This window comes from Ktedonospora formicarum, from assembly GCF_016587355.1.
GTDB lineage: Bacteria > Chloroflexota > Ktedonobacteria > Ktedonobacterales > Ktedonobacteraceae > Ktedonobacter > Ktedonobacter formicarum.
The window spans coordinates 3,364,821-3,377,704 of record NZ_BNJF01000001.1; the positions used below are offsets into that span (position 1 = coordinate 3,364,821).

6 protein-coding genes are annotated in these 12,884 nt (G+C 53.0%); 5 read left to right on the top strand and 1 reads right to left on the bottom strand.

The window, feature by feature from the left end; all coding sequences use genetic code 11:
* Positions 1–583 precede the first annotated feature (583 nt).
* The 3 genes from secA (at position 584) to aceB (ending at position 7,420) form a co-directional block, all read left to right on the top strand.
* Positions 584–4,021, top strand: a complete 3,438-nt coding sequence (gene secA / locus K3T82_RS14495; RefSeq protein WP_220194154.1) for a preprotein translocase subunit SecA — start codon at positions 584–586, stop codon at positions 4,019–4,021.
* 320 nt (positions 4,022–4,341) lie between these two features.
* Positions 4,342–5,631 (top strand): isocitrate lyase, encoded by a 1,290-nt coding sequence (aceA, locus tag K3T82_RS14500; RefSeq protein ID WP_220195116.1) that lies wholly within the window; start codon positions 4,342–4,344, stop codon positions 5,629–5,631.
* Positions 5,632–5,809: 178 nt separating this feature from the next.
* Complete coding sequence (aceB, locus tag K3T82_RS14505; RefSeq protein WP_236031154.1) at positions 5,810–7,420, top strand: malate synthase A; 1,611 nt, start codon at positions 5,810–5,812, stop codon at positions 7,418–7,420.
* A gap of 83 nt (positions 7,421–7,503) precedes the next feature.
* On the opposite strand, the gene thrS is transcribed toward aceB, so the two are convergent.
* A complete protein-coding gene (thrS, locus tag K3T82_RS14510) occupies positions 7,504–9,315 on the bottom strand; it encodes a threonine--tRNA ligase (protein WP_220194156.1) in 1,812 nt (603 codons plus the stop codon).
* A gap of 669 nt (positions 9,316–9,984) precedes the next feature.
* On the opposite strand from thrS, the gene K3T82_RS14515 reads away from it, so the two are divergent.
* Together K3T82_RS14515 and K3T82_RS14520 are read left to right on the top strand one after the other, a co-directional pair.
* Entirely contained in the window at positions 9,985–10,617 is a 633-nt protein-coding gene (locus tag K3T82_RS14515) for an FMN-binding negative transcriptional regulator (protein WP_220194157.1), read from the top strand.
* Positions 10,618–10,874: 257 nt separating this feature from the next.
* A complete protein-coding gene (locus tag K3T82_RS14520) occupies positions 10,875–12,806 on the top strand; it encodes a nitrilase-related carbon-nitrogen hydrolase (RefSeq protein WP_220194158.1) in 1,932 nt (643 codons plus the stop codon).
* Positions 12,807–12,884: the final 78 nt, after the last annotated feature.

Sequence of the window (12,884 nt, forward strand, 5' to 3'; positions counted from 1 at the left end):
GGTCTCCTTTGCCCTTAGTCATATATGTTGACCTTATTTGTAGTATAGACCGTCATACAGGTTGCGGACATCGATATAGCCTGCAACATCATCTCGCTGGGTATGGTTTCTTGCATTTGTGATAAAGACTTGCATGTTTATCCATTCTCGCCAGTACACCCGATATTCTAACCTCGCGCTCGATTATACGTACATGTAGAAACTGAAGGCTGTTGAGAGCGCAGGGAATGTTTGGCAGCGTGTGAGTGTTCTAATAGATGTATGAGATGTATGAACGGTTGCATACTGGCACTATGACCCGCTCCTCTCCGCCCTCTTCGATTTAGCTCTTGATTATACTCTAGTTGTGTCTTGAATCTGTATGCTCACAAAACCATCCATGATATAATGGGCGTGTATTTTTCATGGTTTCGTTATTACTCCTTGTACGAAAACCTGAGTGCGTACTAGCCGCGACAGCGGCGCCGTGCCCTCGTATGAGGGTTGGTTTTCGCATAAGACCTGACACCATCCATAGCGGGTATCCCGTATCTACGCCCTTTGGCTTTCGCACCACAGCCGAGCAGTAGGAGAACGTTTGATCATGCAATTACTTGGAAAAATTCTGGGTGACCCAAACAAAAGAGACTTGAAGCTCATCCAGCCCCTTATCGATAAAATGAACGCACTGGAACCAGAGTTGAAGAAGTTGAGTGATGAGGAGCTGGCCGCGAAGACAGTCGAGTTTCGCTCTCAACTCTCGCTCTATCTCAAAGGTGGCAAGGTGCTTGAGGACGAATTGGTCTCTCTCCTGCGTGAAGCGCTGAAGAAAGTTGAGCCTCTGGCGGACAAACTTTCAGAAGAGCAGCTTCGCCAGGCGGTGACTGAGTATCAGCAAAAGCTTGAGCATAAACGTGATGGTGAGCACCTTTTGAAGATCCGCTTGCAGGATACTCTCTCCGAATGCTTCGAACAGGCGTATGAAAAGCTCTCTGCAGCCTTGAATCCCTTGCGCGTCAGCGCGGCTATGGATCATGCTGAAGAGCGCCAGGAGTGGCCCGATGAGGCTAAAGATCCGCAGAAGGCAACCCTAAAGTTATTGACGGATGTGGAACCAGCTCTCAAAGATCTTGATGAAGAGGACCTCAAGCGCGCCTTTACCACCCACTGGCCGCATTTCGAGGAGTCCAAGCGCAAGGCTGCCGATGCAGAGGATGGTGCGGATGAGCGCCTGGAACTGCTCCTGGGCAATATTCTCAAAGAGGTTCAGCCTGAATTAGTCGCGACCCGCGCCGAACAAATGGATGAGCTAACTGCGGATATGGCAAAGCGTTATCGCAATGGGAAAACGCTAGATGATTTGCTGCCCGAAGCCTTTGCCGTGGTGCGCGAGGCTGGTTGGCGCACAATTAAGATGCGCCACTATGATGTGCAATTGATTGGTGGTGTTGTGCTGCACCAGGGCAAGATTGCTGAGATGCGCACAGGCGAGGGTAAGACATTGGTCGCGACTAGCCCTGTCTACCTCAACGCCCTGACTGGTAAAGGCGTACACGTAGTGACGGTGAATGATTACCTTGCACGCCGCGACTCTGAATGGATGGGCCAGATCTATAAGTTCCTGGGTCTAACTGTGGGTATGGTAATCAACGCGATTGAGCCTCATACTCCTGAGCGACGAGCGGCTTATCAGGCTGATATCACCTATGGCACGAATAACGAATTTGGCTTTGACTACCTGCGCGATAATATGGTCGCTTCGCTCGATCAGGTGATGCAGCGCGAACTCTATTTCGCTATCGTTGACGAGGTGGATAACATTTTAATTGACGAGGCGCGTACCCCGCTCATTATTTCGGGCCAGGGTCAGGAATCAACCGAGATGTATGCTCAGTTCGCACGCTGGGCGCCGCGCCTGAAAGTCGAGACTGACTATACAGTTGAGGAGAAGACTCGCACTGTCTTGCTGACCGAGGCGGGTATCGAGAAGATTGAGAAGCTAGCAGGTGTTACCAACATTTATGACGAAGAGAATCTCGACCTGACACGCTATATGGAGAATGCGCTCAAGGCCGAGATCATTTTCAAGCGCGACAAGGATTATATCGTCAAGGATGGCGAGGTCATTATCGTTGACGAGTTCACTGGCCGTCAGATGGTGGGTCGCCGTTATAGCGAGGGCTTGCACCAGGCTATTGAGGCCAAGGAAGGTGTCAAGGTGCAGCGTGAGAATCATACGCTGGCAACCATTACCTTCCAGAACTACTTCCGTCTCTATGAGAAATTGAGTGGCATGACTGGTACTGCGCTCACTGAGGCCGAAGAGTTTCATAAGATTTACAAGCTTGATGTCATTGTCATTCCCACTAATAAGCCGATGGTTCGTGATGACATGGCGGACTTGATTTACCGCACGCAAGAAGCGAAGTTTAACGCGGTGGTTGAAGAGATCAAAGAGTGCCATGAGCGTGAGCAGCCTGTGCTTGTAGGTACGACTTCGGTTGAGATCTCCGAGATGCTCGCCGATATGTTAAACAAACAAGGCATTCCGCACCAGGTATTGAACGCTAAACATCATGAGCATGAAGCCCATATTGTCGCGCAGGCTGGAAGTAGTAGGGCTGTGACTATTGCGACCAATATGGCTGGTCGTGGCACCGATATCAAGCTCGGTGGTAGTCCAGAGGACTTCTATGATTCCATCCTGCGTAAGCATGCCGAACAGGTTGACTTCATTCGCGATATGCCTTCACGTAATGAGGATGAGCGAGTGGAAAAGGATGAAGCCATCGCGGATTATGTCGCCAATATGACAGAGGCTGAGAAGCAGGATCTCTTCCGCCAGAAAGAGCTTGAGTGTGAGAAGGATGGCGAGTATGTACGCGAACTCGGCGGCTTGCATATTGTTGGTACCGAGCGCCATGAGTCGCGCCGTATCGACAATCAGCTTCGTGGTCGTTCCGGTCGTCAGGGGGATCCTGGTTCCTCGCGCTTCTTCCTGGCGCTAGACGACGAACTGATGCGCCGTTTCGCCGCTGATCGTGTTTCGGGTCTGATGGAACGCGCAGGTATGGGAGATATGCCGCTTGAAAGTAAGCTCTTCTCGCGTTTCATCGAGAGCGCGCAGAGCCGTGTTGAGGGCTATAACTTCGATATCCGTAAGAACGTGGTCGAGTATGACGATGTCATCGCGCAGCAGCGTGCGGTGATCTACAGTGATCGACGGGCGATTCTTGAGCACGGAGATATGCGTGAGCGCATCTCCAAGATGATTGAGGACGAGGTCGCGCGTGTCGTCAACGCCTGTATACCAACTAATGTTATCTCGGATGAAGAGGAGCTAGAGACGCTCTTCAAGACGCTGGAAGTCTGGGTGAATATACCTGAAGATATTCTGCCAGAGAATATCAATGCGGTGCGTCGCGAACATCTCAAGAGCGACCTGACGCGACTCGTTTTAGATCATTATGAGTCGCGTGGTGAGGATTTCCGGCAGCAGGCCCGAGATCTGGGCATTCCTCAATTCGATCCCCTGCGCGATTTTGAGCGTTCACGCTTGCTCCAGGTCGTTGATCAACTCTGGATGGACCATATCGACGCGCTGGATGTGATGCGCGCTGGTATCGGCCTGCGTAGCCTGGGTCAGCGTGATCCTCTGGTCGAGTTTAAGAACGAGTCATACCGTATGTTTGATGAATTGAAGGCCGCGATCCAGCATCATACGGTTGATGCGCTGCTCAAGTTCATCCGCAACGATGTACGGCTAGAGATGAATCGTCCTGAGCCCCCACGCAAGGCTCCACGCAATGTAAAAACCAACGCTGGTGCTATCGCTGAGGCTAGTGGACAGAGCAAGAGCGAGAATGGCGAGGAGCACGCACGCGCCAATGGACATCGCAAGGGCGCTACAGCCAAAGCTGGAGCACGTGCGGCAGCCGGGGGAGGGAATAATATCAACCGCTCGGCCTTCGCTAAGGTTGGACGCAATGATCCCTGCCCTTGTGGTAGTGGCAAGAAGTTCAAGCGCTGCCACGGCGCATAGTGACATATAATCCAGGAGAGGGTCTGTGTGGGCTATCGGCTCGCGCAGACCCTCTCCGATTTTATAAGACTGACCTTATCTAAAAGGTGTGCTAGAGACACTAATTAAACAGGATACGCCAGAATCTCACTCTGGAGATATAACCTTTTACTTATGGATAGCTTCAGAATCTGCGAAGTCAAACCGTAGACGATGGACGAGTTTACATGGTACTCTGCTAGAGAACAATGGAAGACGATGAGGTCTTTCTCACGACAGAGGAGGTGACAACGACGCCACCTCCTGATCTTCCTGTTATCTGGAAAGGAGATGCGCAGGTCATGATGAGTAATCAGGATAACTATAAGAGCGTAAATGATTTGCAAGCATACTGGCAAGGGGATGCCCGCTGGAAAGGTGTCACGCGGCCCTATACTGCTGAGGATGTCTTACGGCTACGTGGCTCTCTGCATATTGAGCACACACTCGCACAGCGGGGCGCGGAGCGCCTCTGGCAACTCTTACATACTGAGACTTTTGTGCCTGCGCTTGGCGCGTTGACTGGTAATCAGGCTGTCCAGCAAGTGAAGGCGGGACTGAAGGCCATATATCTCAGCGGTTGGCAGGTTGCAGCCGATGCCAACCTGTCCGGGCAAATGTACCCGGATCAGAGTCTCTATCCCGCCAATAGCGTGCCACATGTTGTTCGGCGTATCAATCAGGCATTGCAGCGCGCGGACCAGGTTCAGCATTCTGAAGGCACGGGCGATGTCTATTGGTATGCGCCCATCGTCGCCGATGCCGAGGCGGGTTTTGGTGGCCCGCTGAATGTCTTTGAACTGATGAAGAGCATGATAGAGGCGGGGGCGGCGGGCGTCCACTTTGAGGATCAGCTTTCTTCGGAGAAGAAATGCGGACATCTGGGTGGTAAGGTCCTCATACCAACCCAGTCCGCGCTGAAAAACCTGATCGCGGCCCGTTTTGCCACTGATGTAATGGGCGTGCCAACCGTTCTAATCGCGCGTACCGATGCCAACGCTGCGAAACTGATTACCTCGGATATTGATGAGGTGGACCGGCCTTTCCTGACGGGCGAGCGTACTCCCGAGGGTTTCTTCCGCCTCAAGAGTGGCATTGAGACGGCTATAGCGCGCGGACTGTCGTATGCTCCCTATTGTGATTTGATCTGGTGCGAGACCTCGTCTCCGGATCTGGCGGAGGCTGAGCGCTTTGCCGCCGCAATCCATGAGCGGTACCCTGGCAAGCTGCTTGCCTATAATTGTTCTCCTTCGTTTAACTGGCGCAAACATCTTAGTGAGGAGCAGATTGCGAACTTCCAGCAGCGTCTGGGTGCGCTTGGCTATGCCTTCCAGTTTATTACGCTGGCAGGCTTCCATGCGCTGAACTATAGTATGTTTGAGCTGGCGCGGGGCTATCGCGAGGAGGGTATGGCTGCCTACTCACGTTTGCAGCAGGCAGAGTTTGGGCTTGAGCGCTACGGCTATAGCGCGACCAGACACCAGCGCGAGGTGGGGACTGGCTACTTCGATGAGGTTGCCCAGGTGATTGCGGGTGGTATGTCATCTACAACCGCGCTGACAGGCTCTACAGAAGAGGCACAGTTCCACTAAGGCCCTTCTGTTGATGTCATTGCTGTAGCGCTCAGGTTTTTGGAGAGGTCATAATCCGCATACCTGTTAGTGTGAAAAATATATCCTCGCATATAGCGGTTATAGTGTAGAGTGTGGTCCGGTTTAAGGATATCTCTTCAACCGTGCCACCTCTATGCTATATGGGGAAGGAGTGTGTATGATGGTTCATAATAACGACATGACGTACGCGGAGGGCATTGAGGTGCGTGCTCTCATAACCCCGCCATTTGCCGAGATTCTTACGCCAGACGCGCTAAGCTTTGTCGCCTTGCTCTCTCGTGCCTTTGAGGAGCGCCGACAAGCACTCCTCTGTCAGCGCGTCGAGCGGCAGGCTGAGCTTGATGCAGGAAAACTGCCGGACTTTCTGCCGGAAACGCAGGCCATTCGCTCTGGTACCTGGACAATCGCACCTCTTCCCAATGATCTACAGGATAGGCGTGTAGAGATTACCGGTCCGGTCGAGCGTAAGATGGTCATTAATGCCCTGAACTCTGGGGCGCGAGTCTTTATGGCTGACTTTGAGGATGCGCATGCGCCAACATGGGAGGCGACCATCCAAGGGCAGATCAATATGCGGGATGCCATTCGGCGAACCATTACCTATACCAGCCCTGAAGGAAAGGAATATCGCCTCAATGAGTGTACTGCGACGCTGCTGGTAAGACCACGCGGCTGGCACCTGGATGAGAAACATGTTCTGGTAGATGGCAAACCAGTACCCGGCGGGATATTTGATTTTGCTTTGTATCTCTACCACAACGCCAATGAATTGAGCGTGCGTGGTACTGGACCTTACTTCTATCTACCAAAGCTGGAGAGCCATCTGGAGGCGCGTCTCTGGAACGATATCTTTGTGCTGGCTCAGCGCACGCTGGGTATTCCAGAGGGAACGATTAAGGCGACTGTGCTGATTGAGACTATCCTGGCGAGCTTTGAAATGGACGAGATTCTCTACGAATTACGTGAACACTCCGCTGGTCTTAACTGTGGACGCTGGGACTATATCTTTAGTGCGATCAAGAAGTTTCGTAACATTCCCGCCTTTATTTTCCCTGACCGAGCCCAGGTAACCATGACTACGCATTTTATGCGCTCATACGCTCTCTTGACCATCGCGACCTGCCATCGCCGCAACGCGCCCGCTATTGGTGGTATGGCGGCCCAGATTCCCATCAAGTATGATACTCAGGCTAATGAGGAGGCTTTGGAACGAGTACGTGTCGATAAGAGGCGCGAGGCGACCGATGGGCATGATGGAACCTGGGTCGCGCATCCGGGCCTGGTGCCTATCGCGTTAGCGGAATTTGATGCGGTGATGAAGGGTTCAAACCAGATTGAGCGTAAACGCGAGGATGTGCAGGTGACGTCTGCTGACCTGCTCAGAGTGCCAGATGGCACGATTACGGAAGCTGGTGTACGTAACAATATCAGTGTGAGCCTGCAATACCTGGATTCCTGGCTGAGGGGTATCGGCTGCGTGCCGATTAATAATTTGATGGAGGATGCAGCCACCGTCGAGATCTCGCGAGCTCAACTCTGGCAGTGGATACATCATTCGCGAGGGGTTCTTGACGATGGGCGCAAGGTCACGACTGACCTGTACCAGCGCTGGCTAGTAGAGGAGCTGGCGAAGCTTAAAGCGTCCCTCGGAGAGCGACCGTACGAGGCGCGTCGTTTCGCGTCCGCCGCCGAGATTCTGACCAGGATCGTAACCGATGAGCAGTTCGTGGAGTTTCTAACCCTACCAGCATACCAGTACCTTAGCTAATGGGTTAAAGTGCTGCCGAGATGCTATCAATATAGATAAAGGGCACAGGGCGCGTGACTGGCGCGCCCTGTGCCTCTCTCTAACTATTTCGTGCTTGCCTCATCCCAAAGTTCATGGCTCTTGCTGTGAGCGATCCGAGCCACGCGAGTACTGAAGTCATCTAATGGGATGGCTTTGAGATCGACCTTTGTGCGCAGGCGCACAGAGACTGTCTCGGCATCCGCCTCTTTATCACCAACAATCAGCATGTATGGGATCTTCTGTAGCTGTGCGTCGCGTATCTTGGCGTTCATCCGGTCGCCACGCATATCGATCTCGGCACGTAGACCAGCAGCCTTGAGCTTTGCCAGGACGCGATGTGCGTACTCATGGTGGCGATCCGCAATGGGGATGATTGTTGCCTGTACAGGTGCGAGCCAGACTGGGAAGGCCCCCGCGAAGTGTTCTATCAGCATCGCCATAAAGCGCTCTGTCGATCCCGTGACGGCGCGGTGGATGATGACTGGGCGATGGGGCTGCCCATCCTCGCCAATATATTCCAACTCAAAGTTCTCGGGCTGATTAAAGTCGAGTTGAATTGTGGAACACTGCCACTCGCGCCCCAGGGCGTCGCGTACCATAAAGTCGACCTTGGGTCCGTAGAAGGCCGCCTCGCCAATTCCTTCTTCGTAGCGCAGACCCCGCGTTTCGCAGGCGCTACGCAGAGAGGTTTCGGCGACGTCCCATACCTCATCGTTGCCAATATATTCCTCACTCTTCTCGGGATCGCGCAGCGAGAGGCGGACCCAGTAGTCTGTCAGGCCATAGGTCTCAAAGACCTCCTGTGTCAAATTGATGGCGCTATCGAACTCCTGTTGCACCTGGTCCGGGCGCATGAAGACATGTGCGTCATCCTGGGTCAGGCTGCGCACTCGTGTCAACCCTGAGAGTGTTCCCGCCTTCTCATAGCGATAAAGTGTGGCGAACTCAGCATAGCGGATGGGAAGCTCGCGATAGCTATGCATCTGTGATTTGTAGAGCATAATATGGTGTGGGCAGTTCATGGGCTTGAGGAGGTAGGCATCATCCTCGGATATATCCTGCTCATCGCGCATAAGCGGAAACATGTTTTCGCGATATGTGAACCAGTGGCGCGACGTCTTGTACAGGCGTACCCTGCCCAGGTGCGACGTCCAGACATGCTGGTAGCCATACTTCTCCTGAGCCTGCCGCACATAGGTCTCCATCTCATGGCGCAGTGTTTCACCATTAGGAAGGAACATCGGAATGCCCGCTCCTACGTCGTCGCTCATCACGAAAAGTTTCAGTTCGCGCCCTAACTTGCGATGGTCGCGCTTTTGCGCCTCCTCTAGACGCCAGAGGTATTGTTCTAGCTCCTCCTGTGTGAACCAGGCTGTGCCATAGATGCGCTGGAGCATGGGGCGATGCTCGTCACCACGCCAGTAAGCGCCAGCTACACGCATGAGCTTGATGGGTCCGATCTCGCCTGTCTTCCGCACATGTGGTCCTCGACAAAGGTCAAGGAAGGTGTTCTGCTGGTAGATGCCAACCTCTGCGTCGGGTAGACCTTCGATGATCTCAACCTTGTACTCCTGCCCTCGCGCGCGGAAGTACTCCAGCGCCTTCTCACGCGACCATTGCTCGTATTGGAAGGGATGATCACCCTGGATAATGTTGTGCATGCGCTGCTCAATCTCTGGTAGATCCTCGGGAGTGAGCGCGCGTGGCAGGTCGAAATCATAGTAAAAGCCATCTTCGATAGCAGGGCCTATCGCAAAGCGCGCGTCGGGAAAGATCTCCTGAATGGCCTCCGCCATGACGTGCGCGGCTGAGTGCCGCATACGCTGAATTGGCGTATAGTTGACCGATGCCTCTAGCTCCTGTTCCAGCGACATGATTAAGCCTCCTTTTGACCTCTCGCAAACCTTTATAGCAAATGACTGTTCAGATCTTCGCCAGCTATCTACAAGTAGCTCAGGTCCTCGGTGCTCAGGAGGCCAGGGAGGTCGCCAGCGAAGCGCTTTAGCGCTGAGAAGTCATCGCTCTAAATACGTTATTACAGCAATAAAAAAAGCCCCTTCATCCTCACCGGGACGAAAAGGCCATATAACGCTCTCCGTGGTTCCACCCAAATTCCGCGTTATGTTGAACGCGCTCTGGCTAACTGATAACGCGGTTAAGGCGTGCACTTTACTGGCTCAGTACAGGCTGGCAAGGGGTATCTTCGATGCGCGGATAGGAGCACTTTCAGCCGCTGATGCATCCTCTCTGTGTGCCGTGAGCGACGAAGACATATCTTGCTTAAGCATCTATGGGTTTATCTATCGATAGTTGCGAGTTATGTTACCATACCACTCCCTGCTTGTAAAGTGTTTTATGCTCTTCTATTGGGCTGCGCTTCCCTTGGATACTGGCTGCTTTTGCGTTATACTCAAGCTTAAAGGTTTCGCCAACTATGCGCGAGCAATTAGTCCCAGCGCAGTGCCCATAAATTTTTCAATATATATATTGTCTTCTCTCCTCGCCAACTATGTGCGAGCGAAGAGCATAGCAAAGGGGGCTTCATGTACGTTCCTAAACATAACCGTGAAGATGATCTTGCGACGCTTCAATCATTTATGCAGAACTACCCATTTGCGATCCTGGTTGCACGCCAGAATGGCGACCTGGTTGCGAGCCATATCCCGCTGACGTATGATCCCCAGGCTGGTGAGTATGGGACTCTGTTCGGCCATGTGGCCCTGGGGAATCAACAATGGAAGGTCTTTGATGATCCTCAGGAGGTCCTAGCTATTTTCCAAGGGCCACATACTTATATTTCGGCTTCCTGGTATGAGATGCCTGAGAAGAGTGTACCCACCTGGAATTACGCGGTTGTGCATGCTTATGGAAGTACGCGCCGCCTAACTCCAGATGAGCTGTTTCAGCATCTGGCGGCTCTGACAGGCATGCTTGAACGAGAAGATGGGGAAGGTTGGCAGTTTCGGGCGAACGATGAGATGATTCAGCGTATGGCGAAGGGGGTGGTTGGCTTCGCGCTGCCAATAACGCGCCTGGAAGGTAAATACAAGCTGAGTCAGAATCGCTCACAGAACGATCAGAGACTTGTCATTCAAGCGCTGAACGAGTCCTCTGGTACACATGAGCAAGAGGTGGCCTCAATGATGCAAAAACACTTCCGTGAGCATGAGGGGTAGCATTTTGTCTCTCGATTTTCTCAAGAGGCCGCTCAAGGTATTCGACATCTCGCTTTGCCTGCAATGGTAGAGTATACTAGCAAGCAATGGGCATCTCATTATGTGGTCAAGGGAGGGGGAAAATGGTACTCTCCCAAGAAGATGAAGTGCTATAATACAACACATATGTGCTGCAAGGTTGCCACTTCACGGTCGAGGAATGCCCAGGAAGCTTATCCCAGTCTTATCAACCAATCTGCAGGAGTCTGGAGTCTACAATGAGCACTCGCTTTGCTCCCCCCACAAATTACCGCGTCGCGGCTATTCAGTATGCGCCGTCGCTTGGCGAGAAAGAAAGAAACATTGCCGATTTGCTTGCTCTCGTTGAAGAGGCTGCTCAGCATGGTGCGCGCATTATCGTATTGCCGGAAATGGGCACCACTGGGCATTGTTGGGCATCGCGCGCGGAAATAGCTCCATATGTCGAGACTATACCGGGACCAACCACACAGCACTTTCAAGTGCTGGCAACTCGTTATCAATGCTATATCGCCCTGGGCTTGCCAGAGGTTGACCCAGAGACGCAGGCTTATTACAACAGCCTGGCACTCCTTGGGCCTGAGGGTTTGGTAGGTACCTATCGCAAGTTGCACTCTTCTCTCTATGAACCGCGTTGGGCGCGCGATGGAGATCAGGGTATTCAGGTGTGGGAGACACCACTCGGTCGTCTGGGTGGTCTGATTGGGGAAGATAATGCCTATTTCGAGGCGGCTCGTCTCGCGGCCCTGCAAGGAGCGGACATCGTGCTATGTCCGACGAATTGGACACTTGAGCATAGTCCAATCAACTGGTGGATGGCACGGGCATTGGAGAATGGCATCTATGTGCTGGCGGCGAATCGCGAGGGGGTCGAGCGTGGAATACGCTTTCATGGCGGTAGCTGCCTAGTGAATCCAGATGGATCGATTCAGACCGCGTTAGAGGGCGGAACCGGGGTATTATACGGTGAAGTAGATGTGACCCGTAGTCGGGAGAAGCGCTGGGGGAGTTCTCACAATTACCAAGGGGATCGCTTGGCGGATCGGCGACCGCGTGCCTATGTTTCTTTGACCAATAATCAATATCTCTGGGAACCTTTGCGTTATCACAGCCTGTATGAGCTTGGCGAGTTGCCGCCTGGTCAACTCTCCTGCGTGGGTTTTCTACAGCTCAGCCTGCAAAGTTTTGGCTCCTCCCAATCCACAACGCCGCTTCAGATCATACAAAACCTTGTGCGTATGTCTATTCGCGATAATGCTCCAGCAAGTCCAGATGTTCTGGTATTGCCAGAACTGGCGCTCCCTGGACCTGTCTTGCTTCAGTCCACAAGCCAGAATCCTGATCAGTCCTTCGCGGAACATATGCGGGCGCATGCCATTAGCATTCCCGGTCCGGAGACGGACGAACTGGTAGCGCTTGCCAATGAACTCCAATTGAGCATGGTTATCGGTGTAGCGGAGCATGACCAGGGGCAGTACTATAACACTGTGCTGTTGCTCGATCCTCAAGGTATTTATGGGACTTATCGCAAACTGCACTTGACGCGTCGGGATCGGCTCTGGGCCTCGCCCGGAAACCTCGGCCTAAGTACGTTTGACACACCCAGTGGACGTATTGGGCTGGCGACCGGCTATGATGTACTCTTCCCTGAGACCTTGCGTGTTCTGGCTGGCCTGGGCACTGACCTGGTATGCGCACCTGCCTTCCTGGATTTCCCTAATCCGGTTTCCATGACAGTGCCGCCAACCGCCAAGGGACCCTATAGCTTCTTGCTGGATGAGGAGGAGCGCCTGCATCACTTGATTTGGAGTGTGCGTGCCGCCGAACATGATGTCTATCTTGCCCTGACCAATTGGAGTCAGACGTGGGCTGGGGTTGGTGCTAATGGTATGAGTGGTGTGTTCTCGCCAACCAGCAATGTCGAAGTGGTTGCCGATGAGGATGATCCTGGCTTGATGATGATGACCATTGACACGCGCGAACAGCGTACTGGGCGTCGTACGACTCACACTCTGGATTATGCTCCTGGCGATATGGCAGGCTCTCTAACTGGCGAACTGGCCTATAACGTGCTTGATTCCATTCCTGGAAATGTTGTGCGCGCTAAACCTATGCTACGCAAGCGCCAACCTTACTGGTACCTTGACCTCGTGAGAGAGCGCCAGCATTGAACCTTTTGTTTCCTGGGATATCGCAAGGTCAGGAGGGGATGAGCGGAGTTTGTCACCAGTCAACTCCACTTATCTCCT

What these genes read in the sequence shown, in the direction of transcription:
- K3T82_RS14520 (WP_220194158.1), top strand. Translation starts at nt 10,875, where the DNA reads ATGAGCACTCGCTTTGCTCCCCCCACAAATTACCGCGTCGCGGCTATT.
- aceA (WP_220195116.1), top strand. Translation starts at nt 4,342, where the DNA reads ATGATGAGTAATCAGGATAACTATAAGAGCGTAAATGATTTGCAAGCA.
- secA (WP_220194154.1), top strand. Translation starts at nt 584, where the DNA reads ATGCAATTACTTGGAAAAATTCTGGGTGACCCAAACAAAAGAGACTTG.
- thrS (WP_220194156.1), bottom strand. Translation starts at nt 9,315, where the DNA reads ATGTCGCTGGAACAGGAGCTAGAGGCATCGGTCAACTATACGCCAATT.
- K3T82_RS14515 (WP_220194157.1), top strand. Translation starts at nt 9,985, where the DNA reads ATGTACGTTCCTAAACATAACCGTGAAGATGATCTTGCGACGCTTCAA.
- aceB (WP_236031154.1), top strand. Translation starts at nt 5,810, where the DNA reads ATGATGGTTCATAATAACGACATGACGTACGCGGAGGGCATTGAGGTG.